Origin of the sequence: Rhizobium hidalgonense, assembly GCF_002914525.1 — a bacterium.
In the GTDB taxonomy this organism is placed as follows: Bacteria; Pseudomonadota; Alphaproteobacteria; order Rhizobiales; family Rhizobiaceae; genus Rhizobium; species Rhizobium hidalgonense.
In genome coordinates this window covers 311,158-326,744 of record NZ_LODW01000070.1, presented here as the reverse complement: position 1 = coordinate 326,744, position 15,587 = coordinate 311,158, and the positions used below count along the sequence as shown (strand labels likewise).

The 15,587-nt window shown below is 63.6% G+C and carries 12 protein-coding genes and 1 pseudogene; 7 read left to right on the top strand and 6 right to left on the bottom strand.

Annotation, left to right across the window (positions count from 1 at the left end; translation table 11 throughout):
• The first annotated feature begins 131 nt into the window (after positions 1-131).
• The 7 genes and pseudogenes from ATY29_RS23825 to ATY29_RS23795 all read left to right on the top strand — a co-directional run bounded on the left by ATY29_RS23825 (position 132) and on the right by ATY29_RS23795 (position 7,597).
• Positions 132-1,176 (top strand): annotated as a pseudogene (locus tag ATY29_RS23825) (LacI family DNA-binding transcriptional regulator).
• A gap of 1 nt (position 1,177) precedes the next feature.
• Complete coding sequence (locus ATY29_RS23820; protein WP_025416969.1) at positions 1,178-2,200, top strand: ABC transporter substrate-binding protein; 1,023 nt, start codon at positions 1,178-1,180, stop codon at positions 2,198-2,200.
• A gap of 66 nt (positions 2,201-2,266) precedes the next feature.
• The gene (locus ATY29_RS23815; RefSeq protein WP_003566221.1) at positions 2,267-3,094 is read left to right on the top strand and encodes an ABC transporter permease; all 828 of its coding nucleotides are present in this window, start codon (positions 2,267-2,269) and stop codon (positions 3,092-3,094) included.
• Positions 3,091-3,870: an ABC transporter permease gene (locus ATY29_RS23810; RefSeq protein WP_025416970.1), complete on the top strand. Its 780-nt coding sequence runs from the start codon at positions 3,091-3,093 to the stop codon at positions 3,868-3,870. Before ATY29_RS23815 ends, ATY29_RS23810 begins: the two co-directional genes overlap by 4 nt.
• Positions 3,863-4,888: an ABC transporter ATP-binding protein gene (locus ATY29_RS23805; protein ID WP_097533203.1), complete on the top strand. Its 1,026-nt coding sequence runs from the start codon at positions 3,863-3,865 to the stop codon at positions 4,886-4,888. Before ATY29_RS23810 ends, ATY29_RS23805 begins: the two co-directional genes overlap by 8 nt.
• A 4-nt stretch (positions 4,889-4,892) precedes the next feature.
• Positions 4,893-5,813, top strand: a complete 921-nt coding sequence (locus ATY29_RS23800) for a nucleoside hydrolase (protein WP_097533202.1) — start codon at positions 4,893-4,895, stop codon at positions 5,811-5,813.
• Positions 5,810-7,597, top strand: coding sequence for an adenine deaminase (locus ATY29_RS23795; protein ID WP_097533201.1), 1,788 nt, complete (start codon positions 5,810-5,812; stop codon positions 7,595-7,597). Before ATY29_RS23800 ends, ATY29_RS23795 begins: the two co-directional genes overlap by 4 nt.
• 48 nt (positions 7,598-7,645) lie before the next feature.
• Here the strand turns inward: ATY29_RS23795 and ATY29_RS23790 are convergent, their stop codons facing one another.
• The 6 genes from ATY29_RS23790 to ATY29_RS23765 all read right to left on the bottom strand — a co-directional run bounded on the left by ATY29_RS23790 (position 7,646) and on the right by ATY29_RS23765 (position 15,405).
• Positions 7,646-8,815 carry a M20 aminoacylase family protein gene (locus ATY29_RS23790; protein ID WP_097533200.1) on the bottom strand — a complete coding sequence of 390 codons (1,170 nt, stop codon included), beginning with the start codon at positions 8,813-8,815 and terminating at the stop codon, positions 7,646-7,648.
• 92 nt (positions 8,816-8,907) lie between these two features.
• Complete coding sequence (locus ATY29_RS23785) at positions 8,908-10,413, bottom strand: tripartite tricarboxylate transporter permease (protein ID WP_097533199.1); 1,506 nt, start codon at positions 10,411-10,413, stop codon at positions 8,908-8,910.
• 9 nt (positions 10,414-10,422) lie between these two features.
• Positions 10,423-10,884 carry a tripartite tricarboxylate transporter TctB family protein gene (locus ATY29_RS23780; RefSeq protein WP_097533198.1) on the bottom strand — a complete coding sequence of 154 codons (462 nt, stop codon included), beginning with the start codon at positions 10,882-10,884 and terminating at the stop codon, positions 10,423-10,425.
• A 198-nt stretch (positions 10,885-11,082) separates the two neighbouring features.
• The gene (locus tag ATY29_RS23775; protein WP_097533197.1) at positions 11,083-12,066 is read right to left on the bottom strand and encodes a tripartite tricarboxylate transporter substrate-binding protein; all 984 of its coding nucleotides are present in this window, start codon (positions 12,064-12,066) and stop codon (positions 11,083-11,085) included.
• Positions 12,067-12,277: 211 nt separating this feature from the next.
• Positions 12,278-13,612 (bottom strand): sigma-54-dependent transcriptional regulator, encoded by a 1,335-nt coding sequence (locus ATY29_RS23770; protein WP_097533196.1) that lies wholly within the window; start codon positions 13,610-13,612, stop codon positions 12,278-12,280.
• Positions 13,609-15,405, bottom strand: coding sequence for a sensor histidine kinase (locus tag ATY29_RS23765; RefSeq protein ID WP_375165808.1), 1,797 nt, complete (start codon positions 15,403-15,405; stop codon positions 13,609-13,611). Before ATY29_RS23765 ends, ATY29_RS23770 begins: the two co-directional genes overlap by 4 nt.
• Between the last annotated feature and the right edge of the window lie 182 nt (positions 15,406-15,587).

Here is a 15,587-nt window from a genome sequence, read left to right as displayed (position 1 = left end):
CCTCGCGGGGTTTTTTCATATCTGACGAATTCGCTTCGCGGATAATTGGGCATAAGGTGAGTTTGGATTCGACAAGCAAAAAAAGCTGAGGTAAAGCTCTGATTAAACGATTAACCAGAACGCTTTAGATCATGGCTCAATCGCGCCCGGGACCAAACCTCAGCAGGATAGCGACGTCACTCGGCGTCTCTGTCGCCACCGTCTCCAATGCGCTTTCCGGCAAGGGCCGGGTCTCCGGCCAGTTGATCGAAAAAATCCGCGAGCATGCAGCCGAACTTGGCTATATCCCGAGCCAGGCCGGCCGGGCGTTGCGCACCGGACGCAGCGGCGTTCTCGGCCTGGTCCTGCCCGATATCGCCAATCCGCTGTTTCCGAAGATCGCCCAGGCGATCGAATTTGCCGCCTCCACCGCGGGCTACGGTGTGCTGATCGCCGATTCCCGGGGCGATGTCACCGCACAGACCGAGGCAATCAATCGGCTGGTCGAGCGCGGCGTCGACGGTATGGTCGTCATTCCCCGCCGCGCCACCCGCATCTCTTCCGCTGCCTGCCCCGTCGCCGTCATCGATACCCCATCGACTTCAGGCAACACCGTTGCTGCCGACCATTGGCAAGGCGGCTGCGAAATCGCCGGCCATCTTGCCGGCCTCGGCCATCGCCGCATCCTCATCATCGGCAACAATCAGGAATCCAGCGTCCAGAACGACCGCGCCGATGGCATCCGCTCCGGCATGCGCCCGGACATGCATGCGGACACGTTGTGGATCGACAGACTCGAGCAGGATCGCGGCAGCGGCTGCTCGCTTGGCCTTGCCGAAAAAGTCAGGCAGGGCTTCACCGCCTTCGCAGCCCTGTCCGACCTGCAGGCCCTGCGAGCGCTGACGGAGTTGCAGCAAGCCGGCGTCAACATTCCCGCCGATGTCAGCGTCACCGGCTTCGACGACCTCATCTGGTCGCCTGTCGTGACGCCGTCGCTGACAACCGTGCGGATGGACATGGATAGGATTGCCGAGATTGCCGTGTCGGCACTGACGGATGCCATAAAAACAAGCAGCACCTGGGAGGGCATGCTCGTTACCGCGGATGTCGACCGTGTCGCCATGCAGCTGATCGTCCGCCAATCATCCGGGCCTTGCGGACCCGGCACCAAAAACCTCAGAGATGGAGAACATGTAGGATGAAAAAAGCTCTCATTGCTTCGGTGGCGCTCTCCGCCCTGTCGCCGCTTGCCGCATCTGCGGCGGAACGGACGCTGACCATTTCCGTCTATGCCTTTGCCCAGGACGATTTCAAGACGCTGGTCTACGATCCATTCGAAGCCAAATGCGGCTGCAAGCTCGTTGTCGAAACCGGCAACAGCGTCGAACGACTGGCCAAGATGGAAGCCAACAAGGCCAATCCCGTCGTCGATCTCGCCGCCGTTTCGATGGCCGATGCGCTCGCCGCCGCCCGCGCCGGGCTGATCGACAAGGTCGATACCGCGAAACTTTCGAATTTCGCCAAGCTGTACGACATCGCCAAGGATCCGAACGACGACGGCATGAGCGTTGGTTATACCTTCTACGCCACCTCGATCGCCTATCGACCCGACAAGATGAAGATCGACTCCTGGGCCGATCTCTTGAAGCCGGAATATGTCGGCCACGTCGCCTTTCCGAACGTGACCACCAATCAGGGGCCACCGGCGCTTTACATGCTCGGCCAAGCGCTCGGCAAGGACACGCCCGATTTGAAGGGACCGATCGAGGCGCTGGGCGAGAAGAAGGACGAGATCGTTACCTTCTACGAAAAGTCCTCCCAGCTCGTCCAGTTGATGCAGCAGGAGGAAATCTGGGCAGCGCCGATCGGCCGCTTCTCCTGGGCAGGCTTTACCAAACTCGACGTCCCGGTCGCCTGGGCGACGCCGAAAGAGGGCCAGACCGGTGGCATGAATGTGCTGGTGCTGACCAAGGGTTCAAAAAACCAGGATCTCGCCTTGCAGTTCATGGATTTCTGGCTCTCGACCGACACCCAAACCAAGCTCGCCGAAAAGCTGGTCGACAGCCCGGCAAACAACGAGGTCAAACTGTCCGAGGCTGCGGCCAACAACCTCACCTATGGCGAGGCGACAGCCAAGAGCCTCAAGTTGATTCCTTCCGCCGTCGCCCTCGACAATCGCGCCGGCTGGCTGAAGACCTGGAACGAGAAGGTCGGCCAGTAAGGTCCGTATCAAAACTGGTCCCGGCGCCACTGTCGGGACCGCCCTCCTGTCCTGGAAAGGCGCCTCATGTTCCAGAACCGCGCAGAAGCCCTGGCGCTTGCCTTGCCGGCGGCCATCTTTGCGACCGTGGTCTTCCTGCTGCCCGTCGCGATCCTGCTGTCGGAGGGCTTCCGTGCCGGCGGCGGCTGGACACTGTCGGCCTATGCCGGTTTCTTCTCCGAGACGCTGAACCGCACAGTTTTCCTGCGCAGCTTCCGTCTCGGCCTCGAAGTCACCGCCGTCTCGGCGGTTATCGGCTATGCCGCAGCCTTTGCCATCGTCAACCTGCCGCCGAAGGGCAAGGGCCGGATGATCGGCCTCATCACCCTACCGCTGATGATCTCGCCGGTGGCGCGCACCTATGCCTGGATCGTCATTCTCGGCCGCACCGGCATCGTCAACCAGGCGATAACCGGTATGGGTCTCAGCGCCGAGCCGCTACGGCTGCTGTTTACCGAGACCGCCGTCTTCATCGGCCTCCTGCAGCTCTTCCTGCCGCTGATGATCCTGTCGCTGATCAGCGCCCTCGAAAACATGCCGAAGGACGCGATCCCGGCTGCCCGTGTGCTCGGCGCCAACTGGTTCCAGGTCTTCTGGAAGGTCATCCTGCCGCTGACCAGGGAAGGCCTCGTCGTCGGCGGCACGCTTGTCTTCACCGGTTCGCTGACCGCCTATATCACCCCTGCCGTGCTTGGCGGCTCCAAGGTGCTGATGCTGGAAACGCTGCTGTATCAGCAGGTTTCCGTCGCCAATAATTTCGTCTCGGCCAGCGTCATCGCCTTCATCCTGATCGTCATGAGCTTTGCCGCCAACATCCTGCTGAAACGTCTTGCAACGGCGAGGAACCGCCGATGACCCTGCGCCTGTTTTCGCCCATTGTGCTCTTGCTGCTGCTGGTCTTCCTGATCGGCCCGTTCCTGATCATCATCGCCGCTTCGTTATCATCAGGCGATACGCTGGCCTTTCCGCCGCAGGGACTATCGCTGCGCTGGGTCATGAAGGTCTTCACCATCGACAGCTTCCGCGACAGCTTTGCCATGTCAATATTCCTTGCCGTCTTCGGAACGCTCGCAGCCCTCGTGCTCGGCATCCCAGCCGCCTATGCCTTGTCGCGGTACCGGCTGCCCGCGGCCGAAACTGTTCGCACGATCGTCTCGCTGCCGATCATCGTCCCCGGCATCATCGTCGGTCTGGCTCTGCTGCGCTATCTCGTCGTGCCCTTCGGCTTCAATATCACGCTGGCGCTGTTCTTTGCCCATACAGCCCTGGTGCTGCCCTATGCCGTGCGCGTCGTTTCGGCGAGCCTCGATAATCTGCGCTCGGATATCGAGGAGGCAGCCGTTCTGCTCGGCTCTTCCAGGTTCGGCGCCTTTTTCCGCGTGGTGGTGCCGAATATCCGCGGCGGCATTCTCGCCGCCTTCATCCTCGGCTTCGTCACCAGCTTCAATCAGGTGCCGGTCTCGCTCTTCCTCTCCGGCCCGGGCGTGCGGACCCTGCCGATCGACATGCTGGGTTACATGGAAACCACCTACGATCCCTCCATTGCAGCGCTCTCCGCCCTTCTCGCCTTCCTGTCGATCGGCATCGTCTTCCTCGCCGAACGCTTCCTTGGATTCTCGCGTTATGTCTGACGCCTATCTTCAACTTGACAAGCTGACGCTCGCCTATGGCGATACGGTCGCGGTCGGAAATCTCGACCTCGCAATCGGCAAAGGCGAACTCGTCGCCCTTCTCGGCCCCTCCGGCTGCGGCAAGACGACCACGATGCGCGCCATCGCCGGTCTGCTGACCCCCGCTTCCGGCCGCATCCGGCTCGACGGCGCCGATATCACCCGCGTCTCCGCCAACAAACGCGCCATCGGCCTGGTCTTCCAATCCTATGCACTCTTTCCGCATCTGACGGTCTACGAGAACGTCGCCTTCGGCCTGCGTCTCAAGGGCATCTCGGGCGCCGATCTCGATGCCCGCGTCGGCTGCGGCCTGAAATCCGTCGGGCTCACCACTTTCGCCGGCCGCAAACCCGCCGAACTCTCCGGCGGCCAGCAGCAACGCGTGGCCCTTGCCCGCTCGATGGTGATGGAGCCGAAACTGCTGCTGCTCGACGAGCCGCTCTCCAATCTCGACGCCCGCCTGCGCCTCGAGATGCGCGCAGAGCTGCAGCGTGTCCAGAAGGAGACTGGCGTCACCATGATCTTCGTCACCCACGACCAGGTCGAGGCCCTGGCGCTCGCCGACCGCATCGTCGTCATGCTGAATGGCGGCATCGAACAGATCGGCACGCCGGAAGAGATCTACAACAACCCCACCTCCGCCTTCGTCGCCGATTTCGTCGGCTTCGAGAATGTCTTTGCGCTGAGTGATGGAAAGCTCGCGACGCCGAATGGCCCGGTAGCACTTTCCGGCCCGGCGCCGAAAGCTGCGGCCGGCCTCGCCTGGCGCCCGCGCATGGTGACCCTCGGTTCCGGTCCTTTTCAGGGCACCGTGCGCGGCACATCTTTCGCCGGCAACACCCGCGAATATCTTCTCGATACGCCGCTTGGGCCCATCAAGGCCGAAATCGACGCAAGCCTGCCGCCGCACGAGATCGGCAGCGCGCTTGCCTTCGACCTGCCGGTTGCCGGCGCGGCCAACCTCAAACGGTTCGGGTGAAATCATGGGCGTCTGGATCGACACCGACATGGGCTTCGACGACATCGCTGCCATTCTGGTGGTGGCGCAGTCGGAATTCGAAATCGACGGCGTCTCGCTGGTCTTCGGCAATGCGCCGCTGCCGCAGGTGAGAAAAAACGCCGCCGGCGCCGCCAGCGCCTTCGGCTGGACATTCCCCATCCAAACCGGCCGCGCCCTGCCGGTTCTCGGCAAGCTCGAAACCGCCCAGGCGATCCTCGGCGCAACCGGAATTCCGACATCTGGCAAGAGCCTGCCGGAGGCGCCCGCCCTTGCCGAGAGCGATGCCTTCACCGCACTCTGCCGCTGGCTGGAGCGTGATGGCCAGCACCGCATCCTGGCGCTCGGGCCGCTCACCAATATCGCCGCCGTGGCGCTCGCCCGTCCCGATCTCGCCGCCCGCATCGGCGAACTCGTCTGGATGGGCGGCGGCGTTACATCAGGCAACCACACGGCCTCTGCCGAGTTCAACGCGCTGGCCGATCCCGAGGCCCTTGCGATCGTCATCGCCCATGGCCTGCCGTTGCGCATGGTCGATCTCGACCTGTGCCGCAAGGTGCTGGCAATGCCCGAGGATGCCGAACCGGTACGCAATGCCGGCGGCGCCAATGCCGAGCTGATCGCCGACATGTTGTCCGGTTATATAAGCATCGGCACCAGCCGCGGCCGCCCTGGCATGGCCATCTACGACCTCTGCGCCGCCGTCGCCTTCGTCGCTCCCGATATCGTCAGCTTCCGCCCGGCGCGCATCGACGTCGAGCTGCAGGGCAGTCTGACCCGTGGCCGCACCGTCGTCGAGACCCGCGCCACGCATGCGACCTTCAATGCAGAATTCGCCGCCGATATCGATGCCGATAAGGCGCGCGCGGTCATTCTCGCCGCCCTGCTCAACGAGGCCCGCAAATGAACGCCATCCCTAGCCGGGAACCCGCCGATCTCAACGATCCCGCCTTGCGTGCCCGCGCCGTCGCGGCTGCGCGTGGCGACGCCCCCTTCGATGTGCTGATTACCGGCGGCCGGCTGCTCGACGTGGTGACCGGCCTAGTCCGGAAAGTCGATATCGGTCTCGTCGGCGCCCTGATATCAAGCGTCCATGCCCCGGAGAGCCGCACGGATGCGGTCGAGATCATCGATGCGGCGGGCGGCATCCTGACGCCCGGCCTGATCGACACCCACATGCATGTCGAAAGTTCCATGGTGACGCCGGCCGAATATGCGAGCGCGGTGTTGCCGCGCGGTGTCACGACGGTCGTCTGGGATCCGCATGAATTCGGCAACGTCCACGGGCTCGACGGCGTGCGCTGGGCGATCGAGGCGGCGCGCTCACTGCCGTTGCGCATGATCCTGCTTGCCCCTTCCTGCGTGCCATCGGCACCGGGCCTGGAACGTGCCGGCGCCGATTTCGATGCCGCCGTCATCGCCGAAATGCTGCGCTCCTCCGCCGTCGGCGGCGTCGCCGAAGTCATGAACATGCGCGGCGTCATCGACGGCGATCCGCGTATGACCGCTATCGTCAATGCCGGCCTCGCCTCCGGCAAACTCGTCTGCGGCCATGCCCGCGGCCTTGAAGGCGCCGATCTCAACGCCTTCATGGCAGCAGGAGTCACCTCCGACCACGAACTCACCTCCGGCACCGACCTCGCCGCCAAGCTTTCCGCCGGTCTGACGATCGAGCTGCGCGGCTCCCACGACCATCTGCTCAAGGAATTCGTCGAGGTGCTGAATGGTATCGGCCACCTGCCCCCGACCGTGACACTCTGCACCGACGATGTCTTTCCCGATGAACTCTATCAAAGCGGCGGCCTCGACGACGTCATCCGCCGTCTGGTGCGCTACGGCCTGAAACCGGAATGGGCGCTGCGTGCCGTGACCTTCAACGCCACGCAGCGGCTGAAGCGCTCCGATCTCGGCCTCCTCGCCGCTGGCCGCCGCGCCGACATCGTGCTCTTCGAGGACCTCACGGAATTCCGGGCGCGGCTGGTCATATCGGGCGGCCGCATCGCCGCCCGCAACGGCAGCATGCAGGTTGGCGTCCGGAAGCTCGATCCGGCCCCGTTGGAAAATTCGGTGAAGCTCCCGCAATTCGGCGAGAATGATTTCCGCATTCCCTCGAGAGGCGAACGCGTCCGCGTCGCCACCATCGACCGCCCGCGTTTCACGCAATGGGGCGAGGTGGAGACAGAGGTCAAAGACGGCTTCGTCGTGCCGCCGGCCGGAAGCGCGATGATCGCCGTCGCTCACCGCCACGGCAAAGCCGACGCCACCCAGCGCATCGGCTTCCTCACCGGCTGGGGCGAATGGCGCGGCGCCTTCTGCACGACCGTCTCGCATGACAGCCACAACCTCACCGTCTTCGGCGGCAATGCATGCGACATGGCGCTCGCCGCCAACGTCGTCATATCGGCCGGCGGCGGCATGGCAGTCGCCAAGGACGGAAAGATCGAAGCGATCCTGCCGCTGCCGCTCTCCGGCCTGGTAACCGATGCATCGCTGAAGGACACCGCCTCGGCCTTCGCCGGCATCCGCAAGGCGATGGAAAAAATCGTCGATTGGAAGCCGCCCTATCGGGTCTTCAAGGCCTGCTTCGGCGCAACGCTCGCCTGCAACGCCGGCCCGCACCAGACGGACCGGGGAATTGCCGACGTGGTGACGGGCAAGGTGCTGGAAAGTCCGGTGCTGGAGGTTTTGTAAGTCGGGACGCACAAAGCACAAACCAGGGAAGGGGCCGCAAACGCGACCTCAAACCTTTAACTCCCGCTCCACCAACGCCACCCAATAGGCCGCGCCATAGTCAAGCGCGTCATCGTTGAAATCATAGGCGGTGTTGTGGTGCAGCGCTCCATCAACCGCCGGCCCGTTGCCAAGCCAGACATAACAACCCGGCGCATTCTGCGCGAAAAAGGCGAAATCATCGCCGGCCGTCGACGGCGGGAAGCTTGTCCGCACCTTCTCGCCGAAGACAGTCGCCGCGGCAGCAAGCGCCCGAGCGCTGACATCCGCGTCGTTGACGACAGGCGGAATCCGGCGCTCGAAGTCGTAATCGGCCTCAATGCCGTACATCGCTGCCGTTCCCTTAGCCAACCGACCGATCTCGGTCTCCAGCTGATCGCGCACCTCAGGTGAATAGGCCCGCGCCGTGCCGCCGATCTCGACAGTATCAGGAATGACGTTCAGCGCCTTGGGATTACCCGCCTGCAGGAAACAGGCGCTGACGACGGCCGGCTGCAGCGGGTCGACCACCCGCCCGACGATCGTCTGCAGCGATGACAGGAAGGTGGCGCCGGCCGTGATCGGATCGCGGCCGAGATGTGGCTTGGCGCCATGCGTGCCGATGCCGCGAAAGGTGATGCGCCAACTGTCGGACGATGCAAGCTGCGGCCCCTCGACCACGGCGATTTCGTCGACCGCAAGTCCAGGCATGTTGTGCAGCCCGTAGACGGCGTCGCAGGGGAAAAGCTTGAACAGCCCCTCCTCCACCATGCGCTTCGCCCCGCCGCGGCCCTCTTCGGCCGGTTGGAAGATGAAATGCACCGTGCCGGAAAAATCCCGCGTCGCCGCAAGATATCGTGCGGCGCCGAGAAGCATTGTGGTATGGCCGTCATGGCCGCAGGCATGCATCTTCCCCGGCACAGTCGATTTATAGGGGCGATCCGCCGTTTCAGGCATGGCGAGCGCATCCATATCGGCGCGCAGCCCAATGCTGCGCGTGCCATTGCCGACCTGCAGCGTGGCGACCACGCCGGTGCCGCCGAGGCCGCGATGCACCGTAATGCCTGCCTCTTCGAGAAGTCTCGCGACGATGCCGCTGGTCCGCTCCTCCTCGAAGCCGAGCTCGGGATGGGCATGCAGATCACGGCGCAAGGAAGTAAGAAACGGCAGATCGTCCTTGATCCGGGCAGGAATGCTCATGGGCCTGGATATCCTGTCAAGCGAAACGGGCGCCCAGCCGGCGCCCGCCTCAGATCATTCCATGTTGATCAAACAAGCGACGAGTTCAACCCCTACGCCTCTTCGACAAACACCTCTTCGCGCTTCTTCTTGACGCTCGGCAGGAAGACGACGATGAGCACGGCGACCGCGATCGCCAGAAGCGTGGCGCTGATCGGCCGGGTGACGAAGGTGGTCGGATCGCCGCGCGATAGGATCATCGCGCGCCTCAGGTTTTCTTCGAGCAGTGGCCCGAGCACGAAACCGAGCAGCAGCGGCGCCGGCTCACAGCGAAGTTTTGCCAGCACGTAGCCGATGAGCCCGAAGAAGGCGACGGCATAGAGGTCGTAGACGTTGGCGTTGACGCTGTAGACCCCGATCGAGCAGAAGGCCATGATAACCGGGAAGAGCACGTAGTAGGGCACGGTCAGGAGCTTCACCCAGAGCCCGATCAGCGGCAGGTTGAGGATGACCAGCATCAGGTTGCCGATCCACATCGAGGCGATGATGCCCCAGAACAGCGCTGGCTGCTCGGTGGCGACGTTCGGTCCCGGCACGATGCCCTGGATGATCATCGCGCCGACCATCAGCGCCATGACCGGATTGGCCGGAATGCCGAGCGTCAGGAGCGGGATGAACGAGGTCTGCGCGCCGGCATTGTTGGCCGATTCCGGACCGGCGACGCCTGCGACGGCACCCTTGCCGAATTCCCCCGGTGTCTTCGACAGGCGTTTCTCCACCGTATAGGAGGCGAAGGAGGCAAGGATCGCGCCGCCGCCGGGCAGGATGCCGAGCGCCGAACCGATCGCCGTGCCGCGAATGACGGGCGCGATCATCTCCTTGAATTCCTGGCGCGAGGGCAAAAGGCCGGACACCTTGGCCATCAGCACCGTGCGGGTCGACTCGCCTTCGAGGTTGCGCAGGATTTCCGCCACCCCGAAGACGCCGACCGCCAGCGCCACGAAATTCAGCCCATCGGCATATTCGCGGATGCCGAGCGTGAAGCGCGGCGTGCCGGTGTAGATATCCGTGCCGACGAGACCGAGCAGCAACCCGAGCGCCACCATCGCCAGCGCCTTGACGACGGAGCCGTGCGCGAGGGCAATCGACGAGACAAGGCCGACGATCATCAGCGAGAAATATTCGGCCGAACCGAATTGCAGCGCGATGGCGGTGAGCGGCGGCGCGAAGATCGCAACGAGAAAGGTCGAGACCGTGCCGGCGAAGAATGAGCCGAGCGCGGCGATCGCCAGAGCTGCCCCAGCCCTGCCCTTGCGCGCCATCTGGTAGCCGTCGATCGCGGTGACGGCGGACGAGGATTCGCCCGGCATGTTGATGAGGATCGCCGTCGTCGAACCGCCATATTGCGCGCCGTAATAGATGCCGGCGAGCATGATCAGCGAGGAGACCGGTTCGAGCTGGAAGGTGATCGGCAGGAGCATGGCGATCGTCGCCGTGGCGCCGATGCCTGGCAGCACGCCGATCAGCGTGCCGAGCAGCACGCCGATCAGGCAGAAGAGCAGGTTGTCAAGTGTGCCGGCTGTCGCAAAACCGAGCGCGAGATTGCTGAAAAGATCCATCATCGCCTCCTAGAACCGGACCCAGGGGCCGAAGCGCTCGAACGGCAGGCCGAGCCCATAACTGAAGACCGCCACGGAAAAGACCGTCAGCAGCAGCGAAAGAATGATCGCGAAGAACAGGTTCATCTTTTGCGATGCGAAGCAGGCGATGAAGGCGGTGAAGAACAGCGCCGGCGCAAATCCGAGCCCGCGCACCGTCAGCCCGAAAAAGACGGGCGCCGGCAGGATGAACAGCATGCCGCGCCAGGCGAAGGGACCGATCGGCTCCCCCTCGACGCGCAGCGCCTGAATGAAGATGATCGCACCGAGAAGCACGAGCACACAGGCCAGCACCAGCGGAAAATAACCGGGCCCCATGCGCACCGCCGTGCCGAGGTCGAGCCCCAGCGACTGGATGGCAAAGAATGCGCCGGTCGCGACGAAAAGCCCGCCGCAGATCGCATTGGTGGTATCGAAACTGATGGATTTCATGATGTCTCCTGGAGTTGGAGATGGAGCGTCGTTACTGCAGCGATTGCCCCTCATCCGGCTTAGCCACCTTCTCCCCGCCTGCGGGGCGAAGGCATATGCCGCCGGCCTCTGTCTCTGCCGCTGGCCCTAGGGCAAGTCCCCTCTCCCCGTTTACGGGGAGAGGGTTCGGGTGAAGGGCTGTTCCTGGCACCACCTTCACTAGTCCGCATATTCGCCGGCAGCCTCGATCACCGGCTTCCAGCGGGCGATCTCGCTTTCGAGCTTGGCCTTCAATGCGGCGGGCGTCGCATCGGCGTCGGAGGATGGCGCCGTGCCGAGCTCGGCGAAGCGGGCGCCGACGTTCGGATCCTTGAGCGCGACCTGCAGCGACTTCGACAGCCGTTCGTTGATCGCAGCCGGCGTGCCCTTCGGCGTGTAGATGCCGTGCCAGATGCCGACTTCGAAGCCCGGCAGGCCGGCTTCGACAGCCGTCGGAATGTCCTTCATCACGTCGAGGCGCTTGGGCGAGGTCACGGCATAGGCCTTGATCGTGCCGCCCTGGATCTGCTTCGTCGTGTTGGTCGTCTGGTCGCACATGACATCGACCTGGCCGCCGAGCAGATCGGTCATGGCAGGGCCGGTCCCCTTGTAGGGAACGGTGGTGAGCGGCGTCTGGATGGCGCTCATGAACATCATGCCGCAAAGATGCGAGGCCGCGCCGATGCCGGCATTGGCAACCGTCACCTTGTCCTTGTTGGCCTTGATATAGTCGATCAACCCCTTGAGGTCGGTCGGCTCCATGTCCTTGCGTGCGACGATCGTCATCGGCACATCGGTGACGAGGCCGACATAATCGAAGGCGCCGAGCGTGTCATAGGCGAGTTTGCGGTAGAGCGTGGCGCTGGTCGCCATGCCGATATGGTGCAGCAGGATCGTGTAGCCGTCGGGATCGGAGCTCGCCACGCGGCCGGCGCCGAGCGTGCCGCCGGCGCCGCCGACATTTTCGACGACGATCTGCTGACCGAGATCCTTCGACATGGATTCGGCGACGAGGCGCGCGACGGTGTCGGTCGGGCCGCCGGCTGCAAAGGGCACGACCATGGTGATGGTGCGTTCGGGATAGGTCTGCGCCGAAGCGGCGCCGGCGAGAAGAGAGACTGCGGCAGCCGCGGTCAGGCCGAGCATGGCCTTCAGAATTTTCATCGTTTCCTCCCTGATGAAACAAGCAAGTCCGCCGACACATCCTCCGCGCCGGGCATGACCTATTTGCCGCCGGGAAAAACCGACCGGCAATCACTGCAGCCACTTTCGAGAGACGATTTTGCGACAGTGCAATGCAGCATGGGTCGATTTGGAAACAAACGGCTTTCGCGTTGGGTGGATTTCCACCCAACGCGAACTTGATGGCCGGCAATTAGCCTTCGGTGGTCAGCATCCGCTTGTCGAGGCCGTATTTCTGCATCTTTTCGTAGAGGGTCTTGCGGGAAATGCCGAGCGTCTCATAAACCGGCTTGAGGCTGCCGCCATGCGCTACCAGAGCACTGGCAATGACGCCCCGTTCGAATTCGGCGACACGCTCCGCAAGCCCGGTCGCTTCCTCGGCCTGTGGCCCGCCATCATCGAGACCGAGGACCAGACGGTCGGCGGCATTCCGGAGTTCGCGCACGTTGCCCGGCCAGTCGCGCTGGGCGATGTCAGAGATCACCTCGGGCGCCACGACGACCTCGTCGCGGCCGTAGCGGGCCGCCGCTTCCCGCACCAGCTGCAGAAAGAGCAGCGGAACATCCGCCCGGCGCTGCGACAGAGACGGCACATGAAGTGTCGCGACGTTCAGCCGATAGAAGAGATCGGCGCGGAAGCGCCCCGCCGCCACCTCCGCCTCCAGATCCACCTTGCTCGTGGCGATAAAGCGCACGTCGAGCGCCACCGTCTCATTCGATCCCAACCGGGAGATCACCCGCTCCTGCAGCACCCGCAGGAACTTCGCCTGCAGGTCGAAGGGCATGGAGCCAATTTCGTCGAGCAGGATGGTGCCGCCGCGCCCGTGCTCAAACTTTCCGTAGCGCGGCCGCACCGCGCCAGGAAAGGCGCCCACCTCATGGCCGAAGAGCTCGCTCTCGATCAGGTTTGCCGGAAGTGCTGCGCAATTGATCGCGATGAACGGCCGGCTCGCCCGGGCGCTGATATCGTGCAGCGCCCGCGCCACCACTTCCTTACCGGCCCCGGTCTCGCCGACAATCAGCGTATCGGCATCGCTCGCGCCGATCGCCCGGATACGGTAGCGCAGATCCACCATCACCTGTGTGCGCCCCGGCAGCCGCGCTTCGATATCGTCGCGTTTGCCGGCGACCGCCTTCAGCAGCCGGTTTTCGAGCACGAGGCCGCGCCGCTCCATCGCCCGGCGGATGACGCCGGCAAGCATCTCCGGCGTGAACGGCTTCTCGATGAAATCATAGGCGCCTTCGCGCATCGCCTTCACCGCAAGCTGAACGTCGCCGTGGCCGGTGACGAGAATGACCGGCACCTCCGGGTCGAGTTCGCGGATCTTCTGCATCAGCGTCATGCCGTCCATGCCGGGCATGCGGATATCGCTGACGACGACGCCAGGAAAACTGTAGCCGATCAGCTCCAGCACGTGGTCGCCGTTCGAATAGGTCTCGACACTGAAGCCGGAAAGCTCCAACGCCTGCGCCGTCGAGCGGCGCAGTTCCTCCTCGTCGTCAACCAGCAGGATCTTCGCATCGTTCATTCCGCTGCCTCCGGCATCAGCCCTGCCGCCGATTGCAGCTCGATGCGGAACACCGCGCCCCCTTCGGAATGATTGGCAGTAGTAAGGCTGCCGCCGAAATCCTTGATGATATTGTAGGAGATCGACAGGCCGAGACCGAGCCCCTTGCCGACACCCTTGGTCGTGAAGAAGGGATCAAAGATACGCTCGGCGATCGCGGCAGGCACACCCGGCCCATGGTCGCGCACTGTCAGCACCGCCTTGCCGGCCTCCTCGAAGGCCGAAATCTCAATGCGTCTGTCGTCCAGCCCTTCCACCGCATCGGCGGCATTGGAAATCACATTGACCAGCACCTGCTGCAGACGCACCGAACCGGCGCGCACCACCGGCGGCCGTGTGCCGAGGTCGAGCCGGAGCTCGGCGTCTGCCGCCTTCAGCCGCCAGGCGATGATTTCGAGCGTGTCATGCATCGCTTCATCGAGAGAAACAGACCCCAGCTTCTCGTTCGGTTTACGGGCGAAGTTGCGCAGGTGCCGGCTAATCGCGGCCATGCGGTCGATCAGCCCGCCGATACGCCTTATATTGTCCCGCGCCTCCTCCGTCCGGCCGCGATCGATGAGAACGGAGGCGCTATCCGTATAGGTCTTGGCGGCGGCGAGCGGCTGATTGAACTCATGCGAAAGAGCAGCCGACATCTGCCCGAGGCCGGCAAGTTTGCCCGCCTGGATGAGATCGGCCTGCGTCTGACGGAGCTGCTGCTCGGTCAAACGCCGTTCCGATATCTCCTCCTCGATCCGGCTGTTGACGCGGGCAAGATCGGCCGTGCGTTCGTCGACGCGCCGCTCCAGCTCGTTGCGAGCTTCCGTTTGCAGCTGCATGCGCTCGGCAAGCCGCGCCCGCCGCTGGCGCAGAACCGCAACCGCGAGCCCCGCAATGCAGAGGATGAGAAAGATGGCCGCAAGCGCCGTGCGCGCCTGGGCGCGAATGGAACTTGTCTCCATCAGCACGTTCACCGTCCAGTCCTCGGCCGGCATGTAGTGCGAAAGCACCAGATATTCTCTGGAACCGCGCTCGCCGGCGAGCGTCATCAACTCGTGCGGCTCAAAGCGCTGGCGAGTCACCGGCAACGCCGTCAGCCTGGCATTGGCATAACGCCGCGAAGCTTGCGTGCGTGCGATGCGGTCGGCCGTCAGCGGCAGGATTGCGCCGTAAAGCCATTCCGGGCTGCCGGACATGAAGATGATGCCCTCCGGATCGGAGACGAAGATCTTGTATTCGCCGCCACCCCAGGAGGATTCGATCATGTCGATATCGACCTTGAAGACGATGACACCGCCAATATCCGTGCCGGTCCGGATCGGAGCTGCGAAGTAATAGCCGCGCTTCAGCGAGGTGGTGCCGAGCGCATAGAACCGCGCCTGCCGGCCTTCGATCGCGTCCTGAAAATAGGGCCGGTAGCTGAAATTCTGTCCGACGAAGCTTCCCGGTCCGTCGTAATTGCTGGCCGCGATCGTCTCGCCGTCCGGCTTGACCACATAAATATCGGAGGATTTCAGCAGCCCGTTGATCTCTTTGAGATAGAGATTAGCTGCATCGCGCAAGGCTGAGTCGTCGGGCGCGCTCACCAGTTCCTTGATATTCTCGTGATCGGCAATCAGCGCCGGCAGCGCCTCGTAGCGATTGAGGTGACCGCTGAGCGCCGAGACGGCAAGGCGCAGCGCCGTTCCCGCCTGGGCCGAGGCCTCCCCCATATAGGCGCGCGTCGCGATCGCGCTTCCATAGGTGAAGAAGGCGAAGATGATCAGCGGTACCACCAGCAACGCAGCTATCGCACGATATCGCAAAGACAGATCCGGCTCCTCCCCTTTCCGCCTCCACTCCCCAGCGAGGCATACCCGACGGTCCAAGTCTAATAACACCGACGGTGATTTCCAAGGGCCGTCGAAACTTGACACCCGTCGAGGGCCGATATCCTATTGCTGCATCGCAAGGGAAC